Consider the following 24,032-nt stretch of genomic DNA (forward strand, 5'->3'; position numbering starts at 1 on the left):
GCACGCCCGGGGAATTCATTCGGCTGCGGCTTCGTTCAGCGCATGCTGGAACACGAGCGCCATCTGTTCGCTGAAGCAACACAGCGTGACGTCGATGTCGTCGCCGACCAATGCATCGCGCAAGGTGTGTGCGGCCACGCTGGCGGCAAGTGCTGCCGGGTAGCCATAGACACCGCAACTGATCGCCGGAAAGGCGATCGTGCGTCCGTGATTTTCGCGCAGCAATCGCAAAGCGCTTTGGTAACAGCTTGCCAGCAAACGCGCCTCGCCATGCCGGCCGTCACGCCATACTGGCCCCGCCGTATGAATCACGTACCGCGCCCGCAACGCAAAACCTGGCGTGATACGCGCCTCTCCGGTGGGACAGCGTACGCCGGGCGCTGCTTCCGGCAGGGCGCGACAAGCCGCCAGCAAGCCTGGCCCGGCGGCACGGTGGATGGCGCCATCCACGCCGCCGCCACCGAGCAGGCCCGGGTTGGCCGCGTTGACGATGGCATCGACGTCGAGCGTGGTGATGTCCGCCTGGATAATTTCGATTGGCATGGCTTCGCGCAAGTGGACGGCTTGCCCTATGCTTCAGGCAGGCATTCTGGCGTGCAGGAGTCGCAACGGATCATGGCGAAAACGGAAGACATTTCCTTTGGTTACCTGCTCAGCGACGTGACCTTGCTGTTCCGCAAGCACTTTGACCGTCGCGCGGTAAAATTCGGGCTGACCCGCGCGCAATGGCGCGCCACCAAGATGTTGTACCACCGCGAGGGTCTGCGGCAAAACGAGCTGGCCGAGTTTCTGGAAATGGAGCCGATTGCGGTCGGTCGGGTGATCGACCGCCTGCAAGCTGCCGGCTTCGTCGAGCGTCGATCCGACCCCAGGGATCGACGCGCGTGGCGCTTGTATGTCACCGATCAGGCCAAGGTCATTGTGGGCGACATGGAGGTTATTGCGCGTGGCTTGCGCAGGGATGCCACCCAAGGCATCGACTACGAAGAGCTGAGCCAGGCGCTGGCGGTGATCAACAAGATCAAAGACAACCTGCAGGCGCTGGAACAGGGCGACACTGCCGATGCCTGAGGAGTGACCCGGTTTGCCAGTGCCATCAGTCGCGGTCATCAGCCGGGCAAGTCGCGTCATAGTGGTTCCCGAAGTAGTGCACTCGGCGTCAACCTGATCCGGCTACGTGCGTTGAAGTCAAGTTATTGCATGGTTGGCTGGTCGATGCTCCGTTCGCGTGCAGGAGTTCATCGTGCCCTCCGCGTCAGCCAAGAAGATCGAGCAGTCAGCAAACATGTCCTGGAAGAAAATTGTCCTCGTGCTGGCTGCGTTGCTGGCCGTCGCTCTTGCTGTTCATTTCGGACGTGGTGCGAGTCACGATACCGGCAAGGCGCGCTCGCCCGAAGCAGTGCCGGTAGAGGTTGCAACAGCCACTCAGGGTGACGTCGAGCTGTCGCTGAAACTGGTGGGGCGCGTCGAGGCCTGGTCCACCGTGACCTTGCGCGCGCGCGTGTCCGGCCAGTTGCAATCCCTGTCGTTCACACCCGGCGCGCGGGTACACAAGGGCAGTGTGCTGGCGCAGCTCGACCCGAGCCTGCTGAAGGCGCAACTGGATCAGGCACGCGGCAACGTCGCGCGTGACCAGGCCTTGCTGCAGAAGGCCGAAGCCGACCAGCGACGTTACGCCGACATGCTGACCAAGGGTTTCGTCTCGAAGGCTGATTACGATCTTTACAAGGCCAACCTTGCCGTGGCCAGAGCCAGCCTGCAGACCGATCGTGCCGCACAGGAGCTGGCGCAAACCCAGCTCGGTTACACGCGAATCGTGGCCCCGTTCGACGGCATGGCCGGTGCCCCACTGGTCTGGCCCGGTGCGCAGATCAGCGCCGATACCACCGACCTCGTGGTCTTGAACCAGGTCGAGCCGGTACGCGTCGCCTTCAATATCCCGCAGGACAGCCTGCCCGCCGTGCGTATCGCGCGACAGCAGGGGCCGCTCACCGTACAGGCAACGATTTCCGGTGATCAAGGCAAGCCGTTGGCCGGCTTGCTGGATTTCATCGACAACGCGGTGGATGCCAATACCGGCACGATCGTGCTGAAGGCGCGTTTCGACAACGCCGAGCATCGACTGACCCCTGGCCAGTTCGTGCAGGTAAGCCTGCCCACCACACGGCTGGTCAACGCTGTCAGCGTGCCGGTTCATGCACTGCAGAGCTCCAGCAATGGCAACTTCGTGTTTGTGGTTGGTTCCGGCAACAAGGTGCAGCAACGCTATGTCACGACCGGACCGACCAGCGCAGGGCGCACGGTGATCGACAAGGGGCTGGCTGGCGGCGAGCAAGTCGTGGTTGAGGGCCAGATGCTGCTGGCGGATGGCAGTACTGTTTCCGTCAAGCAGGGCTGATGTCATGACTATCCCGGAGCTGTGCATTCGCCGACCGGTGATGACGACCTTGTTGATGACGGCGCTGCTGGTATTCGGCGTGGTCGCCTACCCACAGCTTCCCGTGAACGAGCTGCCGAACGTCGACTTCCCTACCATCAGCATCAGTGCCAGCCTGCCGGGCGCTTCGCCGGAAACGATGGCCTCGGCAGTAGCCACGCCACTGGAAGGCAAGTTGTCGACCATCGCCGGAATCAGCTCGATGAGTTCGACCAGCGCGCTGGGCTCCACTTCGATCACGCTGACCTTCGAGCTGGATCGCAACATCGATGCGGCCGCGCAGGACGTGCAGTCGGCGATTTCCTCGGCCTTGCGTCAGTTGCCGAAGGAGATGAGCACGCCGCCCACGTTCCGCAAGGTCAATCCGGCGGATGCGGCGATTCTGTATTTGGCGATGAGCTCGAACACCTTGCCGTTGACCCAGGTGGACGAATACGCCGAAACGGAGCTGGCGCAGCAGTTGTCGATGGTTGATGGCGTGGCTCAGGTCAGCGTTTATGGCTCACAGAAATACGCCGTACGCATCAGCGTGGACCCGAGCCGGCTGGCGGCTGCCGGCATCGGCATCGATCAGGTGCAGAAGGCGATTGCCGACGCCAACGTCAACCAATCCACCGGATCGTTGTACGGTAAACGTCAGCAACTGCCGATCCGCAGCGATGGCCAGTTGCAGCGTGCCGCCGCCTACAACGATGTGGTGGTGGCCTGGCGCAACGGCGCCCCGGTGCATGTGGGCGACATCGGCAAGGCGCGCGACAGCGTGCAGGACGACCAGCGTGCCAGTTCGTACAACGGCACCAAGTCGATCGTGCTGGCGATCCAGCGCCAGCCCGGTGCGAACACCGTGGCGACCGTGGATCGAATCAAGGCGGTGCTGCCGAGTTTCCGCACCAGCCTGCCTCCCTCGGTGAAGCTGGAAACGCTGTACGACCGTTCGCAGTCGATCCGTGCCTCAGTCGACGATGTGCAGTTCACCTTGCTGTTGGCCGGTGCGCTGGTGGTGTTCGTGATCTATCTGTTCCTCGGCAGTCTTTCCGCCACGCTGATTCCGGCGGTGGCGTTGCCGATCTCGGTGCTGGGTACGTTTGGTGTGATGCATGCACTGGGCTACAGCCTCGACAATCTTTCGCTGCTGGCGCTGACTCTCGCGGTTGGTTTTGTGGTGGACGATGCGATCGTGATGCTGGAAAACATCGTGCGTCACATGGAAGCCGGCGTGCCGCCATACGAAGCTTCGCTGCTGGGCTCGCGCGAAGTCGGCTTCACCATTTTTTCGATGACGTTGTCGTTGATCGCCGTGTTCATCCCGGTGATGTTCATGGGTGGCATTGTGGGCCGCCTGTTTCACGAGTTCGCGGTGGTGATCAGCGTGGCGATCCTGATTTCCGGCATCGTGGCGATCACCTTGACGCCGATGCTGTGCAGTCGCTTCGTCAAGGCTCACGGTGCCGAGAAGAAGAACTGGCTGATCGCCGGTTTCGACCGCGGTTTCAGCGCGGTGCAGCGTGGCTACGCCAGCAGCTTGCGTTGGTGCATGGATCGCCCGCGTCTGGTGCTGGCCGGATTTGGCCTGAGCCTGCTGGCCACCGCGTTGCTGTTCTACGTGACTCCGAAGGATTTCATTCCGGCCGGTGACAACGGCCAGTTGCGCGTCAATACCGAAGGCCCGCAGGACGTGTCCTTCGATGGCATGCTCGGGCGTCAGCAGCAACTGGTCGACATCGTGGCGAAAGACCCGAACATCGCCGGGTACATGTCCACGGTCGGCGCCGGTGGCGCGCGCAGCACGGTCAACAATGGCTCGATCCTGATGCTGTTGAAGCCGGCAAGCGAGCGCAAGCTCGACCCGGAAGGCATTATCCGCGAGTTGAGGCCGAAGCTGGCCACCGTGCCGGGCATCCGCAGCTATATCCAGAACCAGCCGGCGATCCAGATTGGCGGGCGCCAGTCCAAGGCGCAGTATCAATACACGCTGCAGTCGGTGAATCTCGATCAGCTGTATGAGTGGAGCGGCAAGGTCACCCGGGCGTTTGCCGCGCTGCCTGGCTTCGAGGATGTCACCAACGACCTTGACCTCAACAGCCCGTCAATCGTGGTCAAGGTCGACCGCGCGAAACTGGCGCCGCTGGGGTTGACCATGGCGCAGGTGCAGACCGCGCTGGGTATTGGCTTCGGCGAGAACCAGATTTCCACCATCTACGGTTCCGCCACGCAGTACTGGGTGATTTTTCAGGTTGAGCGCAAGCTGCAGGATGATCCGTCCGTACTGTCACAGTTGTATGTCACCTCGAACAACGGCGGGCTCGTGCCGCTCAGTGCCGTGGCCAGTTTTGAACGTGAAGCGCAGGCGCTGACGGTCAATCATCAAGGCCAGTTGCCGGCGGTGACGGTGTCGTTCAACCTCGCCTCCGGCGTGTCGCTGAGCGACGCGGTCGCCAGCATCAGTGGCGCGATGAATTCGATGGGCCTGCCGGCAACCATCAGCGGCAGCGTGCAGGGCACCGCACAGGCGTTCCAGCAATCGCTGCAGGGTATGGGCATGCTGTTGCTGCTGGCCGTGTTCGTGATCTATCTGGTGCTGGGCATTCTGTACGAAAGTTTCATCCATCCGCTGACGATCCTGTCCGGCTTGCCTGCGGCAGCGGTTGGCGCGCTGCTGACCCTGGTGATCTTCCATGCCTCGCTGGATCTGTTTGCCTTCGTCGGCATCGTGATGCTGATCGGCATCGTCAAAAAGAACGCGATCATGCTGATCGACTTCGCGCTGGAGCGTCAGCGCGTGGAAGGCATGCCGCCAGCGCAGGCTATCTTTGAAGCCTGTCGCGTGCGCTTCCGCCCGATCATGATGACCAGCATGGCGGCGATGGCGGGCACCTTGCCGATCGCGCTGGGCATCGGCGCCGGTGCTGAAGTGCGTCGCTCGCTGGGTTTGGCGGTAGTCGGCGGGCTGATCTTCTCGCAGATCCTCACGCTGTATCTGACCCCGGTGATCTACCTCGGTATGGATCAACTGCAGCAGCGCTTCGCGCGCAAGCCTCGTGTCGATGCGGCTGGGTTGTCCGGCGGCGAACACTGACCTGTTTTCACGGCAGCGCTTCGCCGACGTATCTGACGTGACTGGAGTGCGCTGCCTGCAGTACGGCGCCGCACTGCTCGCTCAATCGCCCCCTGGCAGCGCCCACGAGTGGGCGTGAGACCCCTGCTGCTAACGGCTTGGCGGGCGATGCGCTGCCTGTGCGGCAAGCGTGCCGGGGCGCGGTTGGGTGCGGCGGCCTGGAACCACTCAGGCCTTGGTCCCGGTGGCCTGCAGTTGGGCGATGGCATGTTCCACCTGGCGAATGCTGTGACTCTGTGCATCGGCTTCGGCGGCAATTTCGCGGATGCGCTCGGTGGCTTGTGTGGTTGAGCCAATGATGGCGAGCATCGCCTCGCCGGTTTGATGCGCGCGTTTGCTGCCGTCTGCCAGGGTGTTGATGGTGGCGTGTACCAGTTCGCGGATATCGCGTGAGGATTGTGCACTGCGCTGGGCCAGTGCGCGCACTTCCTGCGCGACCACCGCGAAACCGCGGCCTTGCTCGCCTGCACGCGCGGCCTCTACGGCGGCATTCAAGGCCAGGATATTGGTCTGGAAGCCAATGGAGTCGATCAGGGTGATGATCTCGACCATGTCTTGCGCGCGCTTGTTGACTTCATCGATGGTGCTGACCAAGTCTTTTACCAGGCTGCCGCCACGGTCTGCGCTGCTGGCGGCTTCGCCGGCCACGTGGTTGGCGTCTTTCGCTTTTCCGGCGATGGCCGGCACGGTCTGCGCCAGCGAGCCCAGCGATTGCTGCAGCTGATGGGAGGCCTGCGTTTGGCGGGTCACGTCAGTGGCGTACTTGACCACCTTGAACGGCCGCCCGGACATGTCGAAGATCGGGTTGTAGGACGCCTGAATCCACGCTTCCTTGCCGTCCTTGCGAATCCGCCGGAACAGGCCGGCGTGATATTCGCCGTCGTGCAGATGCGCCCAGAACTGGCGGTACGCTTCGCTGTCGCGTTCCTGCGGTGACACCAGCATGCGGTGATGGCGGCCGACCAACTCGTTGCGTGTATAGCCAACCGTCGCAAGAAAGTTTTCGTTGGCGTCAAGAATGTTGCCGTCAAGATCAAAAGTGATGACTGCCTGCGCCCGATCGATGGCGGCCAGTCGGCCTTCCATGTCGGCCATTTTCAGGCGCTGTTCGGTCACGTCAGCGGCATGCTGGATCACTTTGCACGGGCGACCGCGTGCGTCGAGCAGCGGGCTGTAGCTGCCTTGTATCCATACTTCGCGCTTGTCTTTGCCGAGGCGTTTGTAGATGCCGCTTTGCGCAACACCTTCGCCAAGCTGCTTCCAGAACGCCTTGTACTTTTCGCTCTTGCGCGCCGCATCTGCGACAAACATGCCGTGGTGCTTGCCGACGACTTCGTCGTGGCTATAACCCATGAGCTTGAGAAAGTTTTCGTTGGCATCGACGATGGTGCCGTCGAGCTCGAATTCGATGATCGCCTGCACCTTGTTCAGTGCCTGCATTTCACTGGTGAAATCATGGATCGTCGGGGCATCTTTCTGCGGATTGAGCCGGGCCTTGATCTGCTTGACTACGCCCAGTTCGGCAAATCGTTGCACCCACTTGAGCTGGCCAATCCGCTGTACCCATTTGCGGTTGCCCAGCCACACAAAGCCCCGGAGGCACCTGGCCCACGCCGGACCCACGAACTTCCTGAGTCGGTCAAGTCCATCGGAAAAGGTCATGTGCTCATCCCAGTTGGTTTCCTGCTTGAAGGGTGGCGCTGGGCTGCCCTTCGCGAAAGAGGCCTGCTGCCCCTGATCGACACGGTGCAGCCGGATGGATCGACTCATTGCCGCTTTCCGACACGCCATGCCGCTCTATCGGCATCGTCGTGCACGGCTTTAGCGCCGGCGGGAGAGATGTGGCCGGATGGTCAGCCGATGCCTTGCCTCCGGACGAGTTATCCTCGAACTTTCGCCAGGGAGTTCGCCATGTTCAGCAGCTTGCGCGGTTTCCACCCGGGATTTCTGCTGCCTATCCTGCTGCTCAGCGCCTGTGCCAGCGGGCCGGTCAGCGCTGGCGTGATCGATGACGCCGCTTTACGCGCCTACGCCGCAAGTGACTTCAACAAGGCAGCGCTGATGCATACGACGGTCGCGTTGGGGCGTCATCATGGCCAGCCGGTGGTGGCCGAGTTTCCGTGCTCGGATGTCTGCCCGCAATACACGGTTCGGATCATTCATTACCAGCTTGCCGACGGCGTCAGTTGCGCCAGCGTTGGTGGGGTGGAGAAGGAGATCCTGGTGCCGGTGGCAATCACCGTGCGCCTGAAGACGTTTTGCGTACCCAAGGCGATTGCCGGCGAGATGACAGCACCAAAGCGCTGACAGGTGCTCGCTGGTCGGAAACAGCGCCGACCGGTGAAGATCGGCGCCGCGTGACTTACTCGCCTTCGTCGTTCGCAAACGCACCCGGTGCGGAGCCGAAGTCGCCGTTGGCTTGTGCGGCCATGTACGAGAATGCGGCGTAAACCGCCACGTTCTGCGCCAGTTCGGCCGGGTCGATCTTGTCCAGCGTGTCGTTGGCGGTGTGGTGCCAGTCGAAGTACTTGGTACCGTCCTGGGTCAACGACAGCGCCGCCATGCCCTTGCCGTGCATCTGCGACAAGTCCGAGCCACCGCCACCCTGGCGAGCAGCGTCATAGGCTACGCCGACCGGCTCCAGCACCTTGGCAATCTGGCCAATCGCGTCGCGCGCCTCGGGCTTCACGCTGGCACTCATGCGCCAGATCTTGCCGGCGCCGAAATCGGATTCAGTACCGAGCTGGAATTTCATCACGTCCGCCGCGTGTTTTTCGGCATACGCGCGACCACCCCACAAACCCATTTCTTCATTGGCAAATGCGATCACGCGGATCGTGCGATCCGGCCGTTGTGGCAGGTCGTGGATCAGTTTGCCGGCAGCCATGGCAATCGCCACGCCGGCGCCGTCATCGATCGCACCGGTGCCCGGGTCCCATGAATCCAGGTGACCGCCGATCGCCACCACCTGATCGGGGTGCTTGCGGCCAGTGATCTCGCCGATCACGTTGGCGCCGGTGTATTCGCCGACCACGCCGCAATCCAGATCAAGCTTCAGCGTTACCGGTTTGCCATAGGCCAGCACGCGTTCGAGTTGATCGGCATCGGGATTGGACAGTGCGGCGGCGGGAATCGCCTTGGCCGGGTCCTGGAAGCCGGTGACGCCGGTATGCGCGATGCGCTGGTGGGCGTCGGTGCCGGCGGAACGCAGCAGGTAAGCCGCCGCGCCCTTGGCTTGCGCGATCACCGCGCCAGCGGTTCGCACCGCCGAGCCCATGCCGTAACCGTGACCGTCCTTTGCACGCTCCATGCGGTAGCCGACGTAGACGATCTTGCCCTTGATGCTGGCCGGGTCAGCAGCCTTCAGCGCGGCCAGCGTATCGAACTTCACTACCTCGGCCGTCAATCCACCCTTCGGTGTAGCGGCCGAATACCCCAACGCGGTCAGCACCAGCGACTGCGGAAACGGCGCGACGATGGCACCGTGTTCGCTACGGCGTACCCATAGGGGAAAGGTCACCGCCTCGGTGTAGACCTTGTCGTAACCCAGTGCCTTGAACTTCGCCACGGCCCAGTCGCGGGCGCGCTGGTCGGCGTCACTGCCGGCCATGCGTGGGCCGACCTCGGTGGTCAGCGATGCGGTGATCGCATAAGCGGTGTCGTCATGCAGCGCCTTGTCGCGCAGCTGTTCCGCGGTTTTGACGGCGGCAGCGGGAATCGTGGTGTTGGCAGCGCAGGCGATGCCGCTGGCGAGCAGGCCGGCGGCCAGCAGGGTGAGTCGAAGACGACGCATCGGGGAACTCCACGAGGGAAAGCCCGATTATGCCGACGTGGCTGCTGGGTGCTTAGGCCAGAAGTCATGGGTGGTGGGGCAGCGGGAACAGGGAACAGAAGCCGAGATGTGCGGCTCTGCCGTTCCCGTTCCCGTTCCCGTTCCCCGTTCTCGCTCTTACGCCTGCCGATCTTTCAGCAGGTCGCGGATCTCGGTCAGCAGCACCACGTCGGCTGGCGGCGCGGCTGGTGCAGCTTCCTGCTTGTTGCTGAGCTTGTTGATCGCCTTGACCACCATGAAGATCGCGAACGCGATGATGATGAACTGGATCAAGGTGTTGATGAAGGCGCCGTACTGGATCGCCACTTCGGCAATCTTGTGCGCGGGGTCGCTGTCGTCTGCTGCCTTCAATACCAGCTTCAGTTTGCTGAAGTCGACACCGCCGGTGAGCATGCCGATCGGCGGCATGACGATCTGATCGACCAGGGAGCTGACGATCTTGCCGAAGGCGCCGCCGATGACGACACCGACCGCCAGGTCGATGACGTTGCCACGCATTGCGAATGCCTTGAATTCACCCATCATGCTCATGTTGTCTGTGCTCCCCATATGTGTCGAATGACAGCTGAAATGTAATGCAAAAAGCAGCGGCAGGGTGACACTGACGATCAGATGATGTTGGCATCCAGCTCAGCCACGCCGACCAACTCGGCGTGAAAGTGATCGCCGCGCTGCAACGCAGCAACGCCGGCAGGTGTGCCGGTGAAGATCAGGTCGCCGGCTTTCAGTTCGAACAGGGTGGACAGCGCGGCGATGATTTGTGGCACGCCGTGCACCATCTCGCCCAGCCGGGTCTGCTGACGCAGCTCTCCATTCACGCTCAGTCGCAGCACACTGTCGTCATCGAGCGTGACTTCTCCAGCGACGCGTAGCGCGGAAACGGGTGCAGAGTGGTCGAACCCCTTGGCCACATCCCATGGATGGCCTTTGGCCTTGGCTTGCGCCTGCAGGTCGCGGCGGGTCAGGTCCAGGCCCACGCCGTAGCCGAAGATGAGCGCGTTGGCCGCCTCCGGTGCGATGTTGCTGCCGCCAGCGGCCAGCGCCACCACCATCTCAACCTCGTGATGCAAGTCCGTGGTTATTGACGGATAAGCCACATCCGCACCATCGGCAACCACGGCGTCGGCAGGTTTGCAGAAAAACATCGGGGCAGCGGCATCCACGCTGGCACCCATTTCACGTGCATGGTCGGCGTAATTGCGACCGATGCAGAACACGCGGCGAATCGGAAAGCGCTGCGCGGAACCGGTCACGGGCAGGCTGGGTTGGGCGGGCGGGTCGATGATGTAGTTCATTGGCCTAGCCTAACAAACCCGAGCCTGCGTTAGGCTACGTTGCCAGCGCAGGTGACAGCTGTCACGACCGATGGCTGATGCTGCACCCTGAACCTGCGGCGGCAGATCAGCCAGTCTTGTATTCAACAAGCAACCGGCATGGCCGGGCAGGGAGCTCGTGTGGATAACGCGGAATTGTTGAAGGAACTGCGCATCGACCGCCATCAGCGTGAAGATGCTCCAGGCTCATCGGGGCGCGGGCCGTGGATTGCGGGCATCGTCGTGGTGCTGTTGCTGTTGATCGGGGCCGCCGGCTGGTGGCTGCTGGGTCATCGCGCCATACCTGTGCAAACCGCCACCGCGGTGGCGCCGAGTGCTGGCGGCGAAGCCGGTGCGGTGTTGCAGGCCACCGGCTATGTCACTGCGCGGCGGCTGGCCACGGTGTCGGCACAGATCACCGGCACGCTGACGGCGGTGCTGATCGAGGAAGGTGATCACGTCGAAAAGGGTCAGATCCTCGCACGTCTGGACGACAGTGGTTTCAAGGCCCAGCTCGAAGCCGTGAAGGCGCAGGCGGACTCGGCGCACGCACAGGTGGCACAAGTGCAGGTGCAGCTGACCCAGAGCATGCACGATGCGGCGCGACTGGAATCGCTGGTCGGTCGTGGTCTGGTTTCGAAACAGAGTGCCGAACAGGCACGCAGCCAGGTCGCTGCACTGCGTGCGCAACTCAATGCCCAGCAGCAGCAGGCGCGGGCGGCGGATGCACAGGCTGCCGTGGCACAGGTGAATTTCGACTACTGCGTGGTGCGTGCGCCGTTCAGTGGTGTGGTTACCACCAAGGATGCGCAAGTTGGCGAGATCATCTCGCCGCTGTCGGCCGGTGGCGGTTTCACCCGCACCGGCGTGGGCACCATCGTCGACATGGATTCGCTGGAAGTCGATGTCGACGTCAACGAGGCGTACATCGGCCGGGTCAAGCCAGGCATGCCGGCCGAGGCCGTACTGGATGCCTACCCGGACTGGAAGATCGCCGCTCATGTGGTCGCCATCGTGCCCACCGCCGATCGCGGCAAGGCCACCGTGAAGGTGCGCGTGGCGCTGGAAAACAAGGACGCCCGCGTGGTGCCGGACATGGGCGCGCGGGTGTCGTTCCTGGAAGAGAAGCCGAAGCCCAGCGTCAGCGTGCCGCAAGGTGTGCTGGTGCCAGCTACGGCCATCGTGCAGCGTGATGGCCGCAGCGTGGTCTTCGTGCTCGATGGCAAACAGGTGCGCCAGCGTACCGTGATGCCGGCTACGCAAGCCTACGGTGAGCTGCGCTTGTTGCCGTCGGCCATCAAAGCCGGTGACAGCGTGGTGGTGTCGCCACCCGAAACATTGAAGGACGGCTCGGACGTCCAGATCGGAAAGCCCTGATCGCTTTTCGTACCCATCCAAGTTCATCGGAGAACGCGCATGACCACGTTGATCGACATCAAGGATCTTGCCAAGAGTTATGTTCGCGGCAAGCAGAAGGTCGAAGTGTTGCACCACGTCAACCTCGCCATCGCCGAGGGTGAATTTCTTGCGCTGATGGGGCCGTCCGGTTCGGGCAAGACCACCCTGCTGAATCTGATCGGTGGGCTCGACACACCCAGCGCCGGCAGCATCAGCGTCGGCGGTCAGCGTATCGATCAGTTGGGTAGCGGCGCACTGGCAAAGTGGCGCGCGTCGAATGTCGGTTTCATTTTCCAGTTCTACAACCTGATGCCGATGCTGTCGGCGCAACGCAACGTCGAGTTGCCGCTGCTGCTGACCAAACTGTCAGCCGCGCAGCGCAAGAAGAATGCCGCGATCGCGTTGCAGCTGGTGGGTTTGTCCGATCGTGCCAGTCACAAGCCAAGTGAACTGTCCGGCGGCCAGCAGCAGCGCGTGGCGATTGCCCGCGCGATCGTCTCCGATCCCGCCTTGCTGGTTTGCGATGAACCTACCGGTGACCTTGACCGCCAGTCGGCAGAAGATGTGCTGGGATTGCTGCAACAGTTGAACCGTGACCATGGCAAGACCATCGTGATGGTTACCCACGATCCGAAGGCCGCCGAGTACGCCAGCCATACCTTGCATCTGGACAAGGGCACGCTGGTCGAACAGACCCTGGCATGAGGAGGCGATCATGAAATATCTCCACCTGATCTGGGCCGCGCTGTTCCGGCGCAAGACCCGCACGATCCTCACCCTGGTTTCGATCATTGCGGCATTCCTGCTGTTCGGCATGCTCGATGCCGTGCGCACTTCGTTCGACCAGGCTGGCAAGAGTGCCAATGGCGCCGAACGGTTGCAGACGGGATCAAAACTGTCGTTCATCCAAACCTTGCCGTCGTCGCTGGAACTGCCGATCAGCAAGGTGGATGGCGTCAAGGCGGTGGCCTACGCCAACTGGTTTGGTGGTGCGTATCAGGACCCGCACAATCAGATTTTCAGCTTTGCCGTCAGCCCCAACTATCTCGATCTGTTTCCCGAGATCGAGCTGGCACCGGGTCAGCGCAAGGCCTTCGACGACACCCGCACCGGCGTACTGGTCGGCGAGGACCTGGCAGCGAAATACCACTGGAAGGTAGGTGATCGCTTGCCGTTGCAGTCGACCATTTTCCCCACCCGTGATGGCACCAAGAACTGGACCTTCGATATCGTCGGCATCCTGCATCCGAAAGACAAGAACGCCGGCGGCATGTTCAAGCAGTTGATCCTGCTGCACTGGAAGTATTTCGATGAAAGCACACCCTACAACCGTGGCTCGGTGGGCTGGTATGTGAGTCGCGTGTCCGATGTGAACCAGTCCGACCGCGTCGCCAAGGCGATCGACGCGATCTCGGCGAACTCTGATCACGAGACCCGCACGCAGACCGAACAGGCGACGGCGGCGAACTACATCAAGCAGTTGGCCGACATCGGCCTGATCGTCAGTTCGATCATGGGCGCGGTGTTCTTCACCCTGATGCTGCTGTCGGGCAACACCATGATGATGGCGGTGCGTGAACGTACTTCGGAACTGGCCGTGCTCAAGACCATCGGTTTTTCCAGTGGCAGCGTGCTCGGCATGGTGCTGGCCGAGTCGGTGCTGCTGCTGCTGATCGGCGGCGTCATAGGTCTGGGCATCGCCACTTTGCTGATTCCTGTCGTGGCCGCCAACAGCGGGCTTGGCTTGCCACCCGTGGGTGCGGGCAACTGGTTGCTTGGCATCACGCTGATGACGGTGATCGGGCTGGTGGTGGGGGTGATTCCTGCCATGCGCGCGATGCGCCTGAATATCGTCGATGCATTGGCCGGACGCTGAGGAGATCACGACATGAACCACTCAATTCGCTTTCTTATCGTCATCTTGATCTGTGGAGTAATGGGCACAGTGTTGGGCCTTGCCTCACGAAAGTCTCCCAAGTTGCGCAAGCTCCTGATAGACATGGGCATGATCCTCACGATTTTGCTTTCAGTCTATTTCTGGTCTGTTCTTGCTTGGTGGGGAGCACTTATCGTCGCAGTTGCCATCGCCGTCTGGATGATCATGACCCGACAAGGCCGCCAATCGGCATCGGTGACGGCGGTTGGGGTCAGCACCTTGCGTCAGCGGATGGGCTCGTCATCGGTGATCGTGATTGGCATTGCCGGTGTGGTCGGCGTGCTGGTGGCGCTGCTGGCGATGGGCGAGGGTTACAGCGAGACGCTACGCAAGACCGGCAGCGCCGATACCGCCATCGTGATGCGCGGCGCCTCCGCGTCCGAAGTGATGTCGGTGCTGGAGCGCGACAATGTGGTGGTGATTCCGCAGGCTGCCGGTATTGCCCGTGATTCCGAGGGCAAGCCGATTGCCTCGCCCGAACTGGTAGTTGCCGCCAACCTGCCGCTCAAAGGCGGCACCGAGGATGATGTCGGCAGTGTGCAGTTGCGCGGCATTGGCGAGGAGGCATGGAAGGTGCGTCCGAACGTCAAGATCATTGCAGGGCGCAAGTTCAAACCCGGTCTGCATGAGCTGATGATCGGCCAGGGTGCTGAGCGCGAGTTCGCTGGTGTGCAAGTCGGGAAGCAGGTCAAGTTGGGCAATGACGTGTGGACCGTGGTGGGTGAATTCGCCTCGGGTGACGCGCTGGATTCGGAGTTGTGGGCCGATGCGAATGTGGTGTCCGACGTGTTTCGTCGCGGTGGCAGCCGCAATTCGGTTACGGTGAAACTTACCAGTCCGCAGGCGTTTGATGCGTTCAAGGCGACGCTTGAAGCCGACCCGCGGCTAAAGGTGGACGTCAGCACCACGCTCGACTACTTCAGCAAGCAGTCCGAAGGCACCTCCAAGATGATCCAGGGCATTGGCATCGCGGTCGGCGTGATCATGGCCATTGGCGCGATCTTCGGTGCACTCAATTGCATGTTTGCCGCGGTGGCGGCGCGCGCTCGCGAAATTGCCACACTGCGTGCGATCGGTTTTCGCGGCGGTCCGGTGGTGGTGGCGATCATGCTGGAGACGATGCTGCTGGCCTTGCTCGGTGGCGTACTTGGCGGCCTGCTGGCCTGGTTGATTTTCAACGGCTATACCGCATCGACGATGGCAGCCGGATCGGTCGGCAAGCTCAGTTTCGAATTCAGCGTGACGCCCGCGTTGTTGTGGACCGGCCTGAAGTGGGCGTTGGCCATCGGCTTCATCGGCGGCCTGTTTCCGGCGATGCGGGCCGCGCGCCTGCCGGTGACTACGGCGCTGCGCGAGCTCTGACCACAGCCCGCGCAGGAGCCCGCTGGCGGGCGATGCTCTTTTTGATGTTCCCAGCAAGGACTCAAATCAAAAACATCGCCCGCCAGCGGGCTCCTACGCGCTTCCAGTCATGGCATCACCGGCGGCACGTAGGTCAGCGTCAGCCCCAACAACCACAACATGCCCAGCACTAGCGGCACATGCGCCAGCAACTGCATGAAGGTGTAGCCGACCACGTCGCGTGCCTTCACTCCAAGCACGCCGAGCAGTGGCAGCATCCAGAAGGGATTGATCAGATTCGGCAACGCCTCGGCGGCGTTGTACACCTGCACCGCCCAGCCGAGATGCACGTGCAGGTCGTTCGCCGCCTGCATCACGTAGGGCGCTTCGACCAGCCACTTGCCACCGCCGGAAGGCACGAAGAAACCGAGGATGGCGGAGTAGGCGCCCATCACGGCGGGGAAGCTCTCCGTGTCAGCGACCTGCACGAACAAATGTGACAGGCGATGTGCCAGCGTTGCACCGCCGCGGCCTGGTACCTGAGTCAGTAGCGCGGCGATGCCGCCGTACAACGGGAACTGGATCAGCACGCCGGCCGTACCTGGCACCGCGCGATGGACGGCGTCGAGAAAGCTGCGTGGCCGCCAGTGCAGCAGGATGCCCAGCGTCAGGAACAAAAAGTTGTAGGTGTTGAGATTGGCGATCGCGCTGACAATGGGTTTACTGGCGAATTCGTGAGCGAGCCAGCCCAACCCCAGCAGACCGATCGCCAGCGACAGCAGCGGGCTGTATTCCAGCCACTCGCCCGGTCGCGTGCGCGGCGGCAACGCAGGTGTCGCGCTTTCCATTGCCTCGAAATCCTGCGCGGTGCGCGCATTCGCATCCGATGGCGCGGTGAGCCAGCACACCAGTAGCGACACCCCGATCAGCACGCTGGTCAGCACCAGCGACTGCCACAGGAAAATCGTCTGGCTGAAGGGCAACACGCCGGTGATCGCCAGCAGCCCTGGTGGCATGCTGGCCGGGTTTGCCTGCAGTTGTGCCGCGGATGACGACAGGCCCATTGCCCAGATCGCACCCAGCCCGAGATAAGCCGCCGCGCCGGCGGCGCGATAGTCCATGCGCAGGTCGCTGCGCCGTGCCAGCGCGCGCACCAGCAAGCCGCCGAAGACCAGTGAGAAACCCCAGCTCAACAATGAGGCGAGCATGCTCACCAGCGCGATGTAGACTATCGCGCCCCGGCCCGTGCGCGGTGCCCGCGCCAGCACATCGATGAACCGCGCCACCACCGGCGCGGTGGCCAGCACGTAACCGCCGATCACCACGAAGGCCATCTGCATGGTGAACGGAATCAGGCTCCAGAAGCCGTTGCCGAAAGCATCGACGGCAGCGACAGGGGTCGCACCGGACGCGAACGTCGCCAGCGCCACCAACACCACGCCAAGCGCTGCGAACACCCACGCATCCGGAAACCAGCGCTCTGCCCACGCCGCACTGCGCAGCGCGGCACGCGCCATCCAGCCCTCTCGTTCTGCACTCATGCCTTCCCCCTTGCGCTATCGCTGCATCGTTACGCGACAGCGCGAGCTGGGCAAGTCGAGAAGAAACCAGCTCGTATTGAACGCTGCTGACTGTCAGAAAACAGGTCGCTTTTGATCCCGCTCAGGCAGACGCAGTGCTGGCAACCTGTCGCTTCTGCTTCGCCATCGTGATCACCACCAGACCGCCCAGGATGATCGCCATGCCGAGTAAATCGTACGGTCCCAGATGCTCTCCGGCGACGAGGATGCCCAGTAGCACGGCGACCGGCGGATTCACGTACGCATAGCTGGTGGCCAGCGCCGGTCGCGCATGCTTCAGCACATACAGGTAGGCGCTGAAGGCGATGATCGAGCCGAACACCCCGAGGTAAATGACGGCCAGCGTGGCACGCGTGGCGGGGTGTGATGGCAGATGTTCACCACTGATGAATCCAAACGCGAGCAGCGCGATGCTGGCGGTCAGCATTTGCGCGGCGGTATTCATCGGCCCTTTCGGCATGTCGCGTCCACGGCTCCAGGCCGACCCGAAGGCCCAGCACGCTGCCGCCGTCAGCAAGGCCAGCGCACCGAGCCGCGAACCGGACAGGCTGCTGCCGAGGTTGAGCACGATGACGCCGACGAAGCCGATCACCAGTCCTACGCTCTCGCGGCGGCTCGGCCATTGCCCGTACATGCCGGTGAACAACGCCGCGAACAACGGCATGCTGGCGACGGCTACCGCAGCGATGCCCGAGCTGACCCGCTCTTCGGCGAAACACACCAGACCATTGCCCATGCCCAGCAGCAGCAAACCGGTGAAGGTGGCGTTGCCCCACTGTCGTGGCGTGGGTGCGGCCAATCCGCGCCAGCGCAGAAAGCCGTACAGCGCGACACCGGCACCGAGAAAGCGGATGCCGGCCAGCAGGAATGGCGGATAGCTTTCGAGCGCAAAGCGGATGCCGAGATAGGTGGAACCCCAGATCACGTAAAGCGCGAACAGCGATAGCGGGATCAGCACGCGGTGATCGCTCAGGCTACGCGAAGTGGCAGTCGCGTCAGCAGCAAGGTTCTCGGACATGGGGGCGGATCGTGTGGGGACGGCGCATTATCCATCGCCATCCCCGTTGGCGCCCCTGCCGGATGGCTCAGTGAGCGACTGGACGGCCCTGCTGGATCACCACGAACTCGCCTTCCAGCACGGCCGGCTGCGCGTGGCCGCCAGATGACGCCGGCGTGGCTGGAGCATGCCCCCGCTTCCACTGGCGCACGGCCAGCAGCACGATGCCACCGACCAGCAGCACGCCGGCCAACGCGAGTCCGAATACCAGCAGCACGCCAAGCACGGCCACACCCAGCAGCAGCGACAGAGCGCGGGCGAGCGGATGGCGAGGGCGACGCATGGAAGGCAGGGCAAAGTACATGTGTTAAAAATCCGTGTGTTAAAATCAACGACTTACGCCAACACCATGGGGCCTGCCGGCCCGCGAGACAAGTGCCGATGGACCCATCTACTCCCGCAGAATCGTCGCAGTTCGCCGCCCTGTGCCGGCTCGACGACATTCCCGATGGCGGCGCGACGGCGGTCGATGCCCAGCTGGTGGATGGCGAGGAAAGCCTGATCCTGCTGCGTCGTGGCGAGCAGGTGCAAGGCTATATCAACGTCTGCCCGCACGCTGGCCGCCGCCTCGACTATGCCCCCGGGAAATTCCTGCTGAAAAATGGCACCCTGATCTGCGCCGTGCACGGTGCGACGTTCAATCAGGGCGACGGCTTGTGTATTGGCGGGCCGTGTCGCGGTGAGCATTTGCGCCCGGTGGCGGTGCAGGTAGACGAGGGTGAGGTAAGGCTTGCCTGAGCCGCCGCCGCGTTCAGTCTGCCAGGCGTGGCTTCAGTCAAACATCAAGTTGATCACGACCAGCGTGACAATCAGCACCAGCAAGGTCAGCGGTATGCCAACCCGCAGGAAATCCTTGCTCTTGTAGCCACCTGGGCCGGTGATCATCATCAGCGCGGGATGGCCGGAGCTGAGCAGGAAAGTGTTGGACGAGGATACCGCCACGATCAGTGCATAGGCCGACGGGTTGCCACCAGTGGCAACGGCGACGCTGATGGCGATGGGCACCATCATCACAGTGGCGCCAACGTTGGACATGACTTGCGAGAACAACAGCGTGAGCAGTGCCAGGCAAAGTTGCAGCACCCACGGTGCCGAACTGCCCAGGTGCACCAGCACCTGCTGCGCGATCCATGCGGCGGTGCCGGTGGCGTCCATCGACCAGCCCAGCGGAATCAGGCAGGCGATCACGAAGATGGTTTTCCAGTTGACCGCCTTGTACGCCTCGTCCATGTTCAGCACGCCGGTCAACAGCATGGCGATCGCGCCAGTCATCATCGACACCGACAGGTCGAGATTGGTGAACAACGCCAGGCCCTGCGCCATCAGGAAGAAGCCCACCGCCTGCCAGATCTTGCCGGGGCGTTGCAGCTCTTTCGGGATGTCGGTGACGACGACCAGGTCCTTGTCTTCGGCCGCCAGCGACAGGTCGCGCCAGTTGCTATGCAGCACCACGGTGTCGCCGGCGCGCAAGCTGACTCCGCGCACGTCGTCGCGCAGCACTTTGTCGCCACGGGTCACGGCCAGCACGGAAATGCCGAAGCGCTTGCGCAGGCGCAGCTCGCCCACCGTATGCTTGATGAAGCGCGACACCGGCGGGATCACCACTTCGGAAATGCCGGCGCGGGTCGGATTGAATAGTTCGCCGAGCTGGCGCATGCGGGTCGACAAGCGGCACAGCTGATTATTGGCAAACTGGTTGAGCTGCTCGCGTGGGCCGAGCACGCCGAGTACGGAACCGACCCAAATCACGTGATCGGCCGGCGGTGCCATGCGCGAATCATTGCCGCTCTTGATCGCCAGGATCAGCGGCGCGTCGTATAGCTGCTCGGCTTCACCGATGCTCATGCCGACCAGCGGGCTTTCCGCGGTGACGGTGAGCTCGGCAGTCTCGCCAACGATGCCGTAGGTTTCCGCGAAGTAGCTTTCGGTGCGCCCGGGCGTCACCTTCAGTCGCTCATCCTCATGTCCGGGCAGCAGCTTGCTGCCGAAGAAATAGAAATACGCCACGCCGACCAGGGCCAGCGCCAGGCCCACCGGGGTGACGCTGAACAAGCCGAATTTCGCAATGGTGTGCGCGCCCGGTGGAAGGTTCAGGTTGGCGCTGGCGATCAGGTCGTTCAGCACGATCAATGGCGAGTTCGCGATAAGCGTGGTGTTGGTGCCGGTGAGGATGCAGAACGCCATCGGCAGCAGCAGTCGCGAAATCGGCACGCCGGTGCGCGCGGACAGCCGGCTGCTGACGGGAATCATCAGCGCGGCCAACGCCTGACTGGGAATTACCGCGCTGAACATGCTGGCGACAACGTTGATCACCATGCCCAGCCTCGATTCCGCGCCGCGCGCCATGCGCATCACGAAGGTGGCGGTGTAGGTAAGCACGCCGGCGCGGTCCAGCCCTTCGCCCATGATCATGATGGCGATGATCGCGATCACGGCGTTGCCGGCGAAGCCGTTGAACACGCGGTCGGACGGGATCAGCCCGGTCAGCCCGATCACCACCACCACCAGCAGCGCCACCATGTCGGCGCGAATCCACTCCAGCACCAGCATCAACATGGTGAAGCCCAGCAGCCCCAGGACCAGGATCATTTCTGGGGTGAGCGAGAGTGCCATCAGCTGACGTCCTTGCGACGCAGCAGTTTGCGGTGGATACGGCGGGGCAGTGGAAGCTTCACGCTGCTGTCGATTCGTCCCTGGGCGGATGCCCGTGAGTATAAGCGGGCTGGCGCGGTTGCTGGTGAATCGTGGCCTACGCGCGTTGCGCCGATCACGCCTTGCGGTAGAGCAAGTCCCACACACCGTGACCCAGTTTCAGGCCACGCCGCTCGAAGTGGGTTTCGATACGCCACTCGGGCTTTTCGGCGTACTGCGCCGGGCCGAGCTGGTTGCGCCACGCCGGTGCGGCTTCCATCACTTCAAGCATGTGCTCGGCGTAGGGCTGCCAGTCAGTGGCGAGGTGCAGCAAGCCATTCGTCGCCATGCGTGAGGCCAGCAAGGCGACAAACTCGGGCTGGATGAGCCGGCGTTTGTTGTGGCGCTTCTTGTGCCACGGATCGGGGAACCAGATCCGCACCTCGGCCAGGGTGCCGGGAGCGATCTCGTTCTCCAGCACTTCGACTGCATCGTGCTTGTAAAGGCGCACGTTGCCGGCATCGCGAGCGGCCAGCGCGTTCATCAATCGACCGACACCGGGGCCGTGCACTTCCACCCCAAGGAAATTGCGCGACTGGTCATGCTCGCTGGCCCATGCCAACGCCTCACCGTTGCCGAAGCCGATCTCCATCACCAAGGGCGCACTGCGCGCAAAGTGTGTGGCGAAGTCTTGCGAGATGCCGCGATAGTCAATGCCAAAGCGCGACCACAAGGTGTCGAAGGCACGCTGCTGCGCCGGTGTCATGCGCCCTTCGCGCAGCACGAAGCTGCGGATGCGGCGCATGTAATAGGGAGCGGAAATGTGGACGTCGTCTGGCGTGGGCATCCGCCTATTGTAAAGCCTTGCGCCGCAATCGCCGTGCCCGGCAGGTACAGCGATTGCGGGATGGCCAGTTCGAGGCCATCCCGCGCTATCACAGAATCCCGCGGGAACTGCCTGGGTCACCCAGGCGGTGTAGCATGCGCGCCATCGGGAATCAGTCCTGATGCTCGAAGCGCTTTTTCCGTTCCACGTCCTTGCCGTTTTCGGGGCGCGGTGTGCTTTGTTGCGGCCGCGGTGTTTCGGCTCGCGGCGGCGGCATCATGCGTTGGGGCGGTTGGTAGTTTTGCGGCGCGGGCGTGCTTTGACGTGGCGGTGCAGCTATTTCGCGCGAGTATTCATGCGTTGCCGCCGGTGGTGTGGCACGCCACGATGGCTGCTCGACGCTGCGTGGCTCGGGGCGCTCGACGCGTGACTGCGGCTGCGGCCGCTCGAAGCGCTGCGGTTCTGCGACGGTGCGGGCCGCTGGCATGGCTGGCGACGGCTGCCATGCGCGTTGGTAACGCTCACGGTTGTAGGGAGCTGGCGGTGAATCGTTCGCCGACGACTCACGTGGGCTGGCAGTGATGACGTTGGCGTCCGAGCGCGGCATTGGCGCTCGGCGTTCGATGTCGTTACCGCTGCGGGGGCGGGCGAAGCGCGAAGAGCGCAGTTCGCCGTCGTCGTGGGTCATCTCCTCACGGCCGCTCCGTCCTGCCGGGGTGATCGTTGGAACAACCGGCAGCCGTGCATCTGATGGATGGCGCATGTTGCCATCATTGCGGTTGCTGGGGGATGACTGCGCTGACGCTTCATCTGGTTCCAGCACGCGCACGCTTCCGCGCGAATAGTCGCCCGGCCGGTTGCTGCGTGCCGGCATGGCATTGGCGTGATTGTCTGGCGGCGCGCGGCGCGCGACCACCTCGCGATTGAAGCCACCGGCAGGCAGGTTGCGTACGTGGCGGCTGGATGCTGACTGGTCGCCACGGTCACTGGGTCGCAGCTGGTCAATCGTGCGGCTGCGCACCGGCGCGTCGGCCAATTTGCGCGGGTCGACGTGAACCAGATTCTGCTGCACGTTGTGGCCGTCGCCGAAGCTGCGGCTGGATACGGCGGTGAAGCCGCGCGGTGCCTGGCGGTTGGCGTAATGATTGTCGCGGTCGAAGTCGCCACGACGGTAGCGGTTGTAGTGATCGTCGAAATCGTGGCGCGGGTCGTGTCCGCGGCTCGAACGGCCGTTGTAGATGTTGATGTTCACGCTGGTGTAATAGCGACGACCCACGTGATACCAAGGATTGTAGATTTCCCCCGGGCCCAGCGGGAACCAGCCCACCGGCGTGCCGCCGATGCCGACCGACCAGCCGCCACCGCCGACGAAGGCGACCAGCGCAGGGGCGTAGATCGCGCGTGCACCGCGCGGCCCGGGAATCCAGCCCCAGCCACGTTGGGTATAGGCCCAGCGGCCATAGTGGTAGGGCGCATAGCCCCAGGGTGCATCGTCGACCCAGGTCCAGCCCCACGGCGCGATGTAGGCCCAGTGGCCGTTGCGATACGGTGCCCAGTTGGAACCGACATTCCGCGGGTACCACACCGCGCCGTATTCGCTGCCGTCCTGCCAGCCACCGTATTGGTCCAGATCCTGATAACCGACCACGTCGTCGGAAACGTATTGACGACTGTTCGACTCGGCATACCGATTGTCACGCTCGCTGGCCCAGCGATCGAAGGCGTCGCCCCGGTTGATCCCGCTGATCGTCACCATGCTCAGGCTGGAGTCGGAAAAACGGTAACTGCGACCGGGGTTGATCGAACGCTGCGCATTGTTTTCGCCAAACACCGTGGCAGCGCCATCGAGTGCGGACACGCGAGTGCTGCCATCGCGTGGGTCGACGTCGACGCGGAAGGTGCCCGGCTGATCGATCACCAGTGCCACGGCTGGGGTATCGATCTCGTAGCTTTCGCCGTCGCCGAGCTGGCGCACGCTGATGCTGAGGCTGCCCTGGGTCAGCTCGAGCTGGGCGATCTGCTCATTGAGGTCGAGCAGGCCCAGGTCTGTCTTTCCGTCGATGTGCAACGTGCCTCCACCGAACTCCAGTTCGGCGCGCGCACCGGCCGCGCTGGAGAGCTTGTCGCCATTGGTCAGCGGACGGTTGATCCTGGCGTCGCTCCAGTCTTTCGCGCCGGCGGGCAGAAAGCCGAGATCGCCACCGATGTAAGACAGCCGCGCCACGCGAGTCGGCGGATCGGCGCTGTCATCGGCATCGGACTGTGCCTGCACCAGACCGGCGAACAGGCAAAGCAGCAACATGGCGAACACACGCCAGTGCTGGCGCCACGAAACAGAAAACTCGGCAAACCTGGGCATGCGACTCTCCTTGGGGAGTGCGTATGAGGCTGGATCAGGGCGAACGTTCGTCATGCTGCTGTCAACGCGCATTGTCCAGCAGCCGATGACGTCGCACCGAGTATGTGCGCGCGACCGTTCAGCACGCGTTGTGTCGTTTCCACGGGCAGGCGCGGCGGCACCGCAGCCGGTCGGACGAGGTGATTTCGCCGCTGCGCAGCTTTCCAA

20 protein-coding genes are annotated in these 24,032 nt (G+C 63.1%); 9 read left to right on the forward strand and 11 right to left on the reverse strand.

The window, feature by feature from the left end; genetic code table 11:
• Positions 1–15 precede the first annotated feature (15 nt).
• Complete coding sequence (locus PY254_RS05305; RefSeq protein WP_281014437.1) at positions 16–543, reverse strand: O-acetyl-ADP-ribose deacetylase; 528 nt, start codon at positions 541–543, stop codon at positions 16–18.
• 72 nt (positions 544–615) lie between these two features.
• Here PY254_RS05305 and PY254_RS05310 point away from each other — a divergent pair, with 72 nt between their 5' ends.
• The 3 genes from PY254_RS05310 (at position 616) to PY254_RS05320 (ending at position 5,513) form a co-directional block, all read left to right on the forward strand.
• Positions 616–1,071: a MarR family winged helix-turn-helix transcriptional regulator gene (locus PY254_RS05310; RefSeq protein WP_281014438.1), complete on the forward strand. Its 456-nt coding sequence runs from the start codon at positions 616–618 to the stop codon at positions 1,069–1,071.
• 214 nt (positions 1,072–1,285) lie between these two features.
• Positions 1,286–2,398 (forward strand): efflux RND transporter periplasmic adaptor subunit, encoded by a 1,113-nt coding sequence (locus PY254_RS05315; RefSeq protein ID WP_281015160.1) that lies wholly within the window; start codon positions 1,286–1,288, stop codon positions 2,396–2,398.
• A 4-nt stretch (positions 2,399–2,402) separates the two neighbouring features.
• The gene (locus tag PY254_RS05320) at positions 2,403–5,513 is read left to right on the forward strand and encodes an efflux RND transporter permease subunit (protein WP_281014439.1); all 3,111 of its coding nucleotides are present in this window, start codon (positions 2,403–2,405) and stop codon (positions 5,511–5,513) included.
• Positions 5,514–5,720: 207 nt separating this feature from the next.
• Here the strand turns inward: PY254_RS05320 and PY254_RS05325 are convergent, their stop codons facing one another.
• Positions 5,721–7,322, reverse strand: coding sequence for a methyl-accepting chemotaxis protein (locus tag PY254_RS05325; RefSeq protein ID WP_281014440.1), 1,602 nt, complete (start codon positions 7,320–7,322; stop codon positions 5,721–5,723).
• Positions 7,323–7,463: 141 nt separating this feature from the next.
• Here PY254_RS05325 and PY254_RS05330 point away from each other — a divergent pair, with 141 nt between their 5' ends.
• On the forward strand, positions 7,464–7,859 hold the full coding sequence (locus PY254_RS05330) for a hypothetical protein (protein WP_281014441.1): 396 nt from the start codon (positions 7,464–7,466) through the stop codon (positions 7,857–7,859).
• 55 nt (positions 7,860–7,914) lie between these two features.
• Here PY254_RS05330 and PY254_RS05335 read toward each other — a convergent pair whose 3' ends face one another.
• The 3 genes from PY254_RS05335 to PY254_RS05345 form a co-directional block, all read right to left on the reverse strand.
• Positions 7,915–9,345, reverse strand: coding sequence for a M20/M25/M40 family metallo-hydrolase (locus tag PY254_RS05335; RefSeq protein WP_281014442.1), 1,431 nt, complete (start codon positions 9,343–9,345; stop codon positions 7,915–7,917).
• 156 nt (positions 9,346–9,501) lie between these two features.
• Positions 9,502–9,915: a large-conductance mechanosensitive channel protein MscL gene (gene mscL / locus PY254_RS05340; protein ID WP_281014443.1), complete on the reverse strand. Its 414-nt coding sequence runs from the start codon at positions 9,913–9,915 to the stop codon at positions 9,502–9,504.
• 77 nt (positions 9,916–9,992) lie between these two features.
• The gene (locus PY254_RS05345; protein WP_281014444.1) at positions 9,993–10,679 is read right to left on the reverse strand and encodes a fumarylacetoacetate hydrolase family protein; all 687 of its coding nucleotides are present in this window, start codon (positions 10,677–10,679) and stop codon (positions 9,993–9,995) included.
• 138 nt (positions 10,680–10,817) lie between these two features.
• Between PY254_RS05345 and PY254_RS05350 the strand changes: the two genes are divergently transcribed.
• From PY254_RS05350 to PY254_RS05365, 4 genes are all read left to right on the forward strand, one after another.
• Positions 10,818–12,074, forward strand: coding sequence for an efflux RND transporter periplasmic adaptor subunit (locus PY254_RS05350; protein WP_281014445.1), 1,257 nt, complete (start codon positions 10,818–10,820; stop codon positions 12,072–12,074).
• A gap of 39 nt (positions 12,075–12,113) precedes the next feature.
• On the forward strand, positions 12,114–12,800 hold the full coding sequence (locus tag PY254_RS05355; protein WP_281014446.1) for an ABC transporter ATP-binding protein: 687 nt from the start codon (positions 12,114–12,116) through the stop codon (positions 12,798–12,800).
• A gap of 10 nt (positions 12,801–12,810) precedes the next feature.
• Positions 12,811–13,971, forward strand: coding sequence for an ABC transporter permease (locus tag PY254_RS05360; protein ID WP_281014447.1), 1,161 nt, complete (start codon positions 12,811–12,813; stop codon positions 13,969–13,971).
• Between the two features lie 129 nt (positions 13,972–14,100).
• Complete coding sequence (locus tag PY254_RS05365; protein ID WP_281014448.1) at positions 14,101–15,393, forward strand: ABC transporter permease; 1,293 nt, start codon at positions 14,101–14,103, stop codon at positions 15,391–15,393.
• Positions 15,394–15,500: 107 nt separating this feature from the next.
• Here PY254_RS05365 and PY254_RS05370 read toward each other — a convergent pair whose 3' ends face one another.
• The 3 genes from PY254_RS05370 to PY254_RS05380 form a co-directional block, all read right to left on the reverse strand.
• The gene (locus PY254_RS05370; RefSeq protein WP_281015161.1) at positions 15,501–16,889 is read right to left on the reverse strand and encodes a short-chain fatty acid transporter; all 1,389 of its coding nucleotides are present in this window, start codon (positions 16,887–16,889) and stop codon (positions 15,501–15,503) included.
• 145 nt (positions 16,890–17,034) lie between these two features.
• The gene (yedA, locus tag PY254_RS05375) at positions 17,035–17,970 is read right to left on the reverse strand and encodes a drug/metabolite exporter YedA (protein ID WP_281014449.1); all 936 of its coding nucleotides are present in this window, start codon (positions 17,968–17,970) and stop codon (positions 17,035–17,037) included.
• A 67-nt stretch (positions 17,971–18,037) separates the two neighbouring features.
• On the reverse strand, positions 18,038–18,313 hold the full coding sequence (locus PY254_RS05380; protein ID WP_281014450.1) for a hypothetical protein: 276 nt from the start codon (positions 18,311–18,313) through the stop codon (positions 18,038–18,040).
• 77 nt (positions 18,314–18,390) lie between these two features.
• Here PY254_RS05380 and PY254_RS05385 point away from each other — a divergent pair, with 77 nt between their 5' ends.
• Positions 18,391–18,747 carry a Rieske (2Fe-2S) protein gene (locus PY254_RS05385; RefSeq protein ID WP_281014451.1) on the forward strand — a complete coding sequence of 119 codons (357 nt, stop codon included), beginning with the start codon at positions 18,391–18,393 and terminating at the stop codon, positions 18,745–18,747.
• 33 nt (positions 18,748–18,780) lie between these two features.
• On the opposite strand, the gene PY254_RS05390 is transcribed toward PY254_RS05385, so the two are convergent.
• From PY254_RS05390 to PY254_RS05400, 3 genes are all read right to left on the reverse strand, one after another.
• Positions 18,781–20,622, reverse strand: coding sequence for an SLC13 family permease (locus PY254_RS05390; protein ID WP_281014453.1), 1,842 nt, complete (start codon positions 20,620–20,622; stop codon positions 18,781–18,783).
• Positions 20,623–20,776: 154 nt separating this feature from the next.
• Positions 20,777–21,487, reverse strand: a complete 711-nt coding sequence (trmB, locus tag PY254_RS05395; protein WP_281014454.1) for a tRNA (guanosine(46)-N7)-methyltransferase TrmB — start codon at positions 21,485–21,487, stop codon at positions 20,777–20,779.
• Positions 21,488–21,638: 151 nt separating this feature from the next.
• A complete protein-coding gene (locus PY254_RS05400) occupies positions 21,639–23,825 on the reverse strand; it encodes a DUF6600 domain-containing protein (protein ID WP_281014455.1) in 2,187 nt (728 codons plus the stop codon).
• Between the last annotated feature and the right edge of the window lie 207 nt (positions 23,826–24,032).

This window comes from Rhodanobacter sp. AS-Z3, from assembly GCF_029224025.1.
Taxonomy (GTDB): domain Bacteria; phylum Pseudomonadota; class Gammaproteobacteria; order Xanthomonadales; family Rhodanobacteraceae; genus Rhodanobacter.

Excerpts from the sequence above, each read along its gene's own strand:
- PY254_RS05305 (WP_281014437.1), bottom strand. The coding sequence starts at position 543 with ATGCCAATCGAAATTATCCAGGCGGACATCACCACGCTCGACGTCGAT.
- PY254_RS05310 (WP_281014438.1), top strand. The coding sequence starts at position 616 with ATGGCGAAAACGGAAGACATTTCCTTTGGTTACCTGCTCAGCGACGTG.
- PY254_RS05315 (WP_281015160.1), top strand. The coding sequence starts at position 1,286 with ATGTCCTGGAAGAAAATTGTCCTCGTGCTGGCTGCGTTGCTGGCCGTC.
- PY254_RS05320 (WP_281014439.1), top strand. The coding sequence starts at position 2,403 with ATGACTATCCCGGAGCTGTGCATTCGCCGACCGGTGATGACGACCTTG.
- PY254_RS05325 (WP_281014440.1), bottom strand. The coding sequence starts at position 7,322 with ATGAGTCGATCCATCCGGCTGCACCGTGTCGATCAGGGGCAGCAGGCC.
- PY254_RS05330 (WP_281014441.1), top strand. The coding sequence starts at position 7,464 with ATGTTCAGCAGCTTGCGCGGTTTCCACCCGGGATTTCTGCTGCCTATC.
- PY254_RS05335 (WP_281014442.1), bottom strand. The coding sequence starts at position 9,345 with ATGCGTCGTCTTCGACTCACCCTGCTGGCCGCCGGCCTGCTCGCCAGC.
- mscL (WP_281014443.1), bottom strand. The coding sequence starts at position 9,915 with ATGAGCATGATGGGTGAATTCAAGGCATTCGCAATGCGTGGCAACGTC.
- PY254_RS05345 (WP_281014444.1), bottom strand. The coding sequence starts at position 10,679 with ATGAACTACATCATCGACCCGCCCGCCCAACCCAGCCTGCCCGTGACC.
- PY254_RS05350 (WP_281014445.1), top strand. The coding sequence starts at position 10,818 with ATGGCCGGGCAGGGAGCTCGTGTGGATAACGCGGAATTGTTGAAGGAA.
- PY254_RS05355 (WP_281014446.1), top strand. The coding sequence starts at position 12,114 with ATGACCACGTTGATCGACATCAAGGATCTTGCCAAGAGTTATGTTCGC.
- PY254_RS05360 (WP_281014447.1), top strand. The coding sequence starts at position 12,811 with ATGAAATATCTCCACCTGATCTGGGCCGCGCTGTTCCGGCGCAAGACC.
- PY254_RS05365 (WP_281014448.1), top strand. The coding sequence starts at position 14,101 with ATGATCCTCACGATTTTGCTTTCAGTCTATTTCTGGTCTGTTCTTGCT.
- PY254_RS05370 (WP_281015161.1), bottom strand. The coding sequence starts at position 16,889 with ATGGCGCGTGCCGCGCTGCGCAGTGCGGCGTGGGCAGAGCGCTGGTTT.
- yedA (WP_281014449.1), bottom strand. The coding sequence starts at position 17,970 with ATGTCCGAGAACCTTGCTGCTGACGCGACTGCCACTTCGCGTAGCCTG.
- PY254_RS05380 (WP_281014450.1), bottom strand. The coding sequence starts at position 18,313 with ATGTACTTTGCCCTGCCTTCCATGCGTCGCCCTCGCCATCCGCTCGCC.
- PY254_RS05385 (WP_281014451.1), top strand. The coding sequence starts at position 18,391 with ATGGACCCATCTACTCCCGCAGAATCGTCGCAGTTCGCCGCCCTGTGC.
- PY254_RS05390 (WP_281014453.1), bottom strand. The coding sequence starts at position 20,622 with ATGGCACTCTCGCTCACCCCAGAAATGATCCTGGTCCTGGGGCTGCTG.
- trmB (WP_281014454.1), bottom strand. The coding sequence starts at position 21,487 with ATGCCCACGCCAGACGACGTCCACATTTCCGCTCCCTATTACATGCGC.
- PY254_RS05400 (WP_281014455.1), bottom strand. The coding sequence starts at position 23,825 with ATGCCCAGGTTTGCCGAGTTTTCTGTTTCGTGGCGCCAGCACTGGCGT.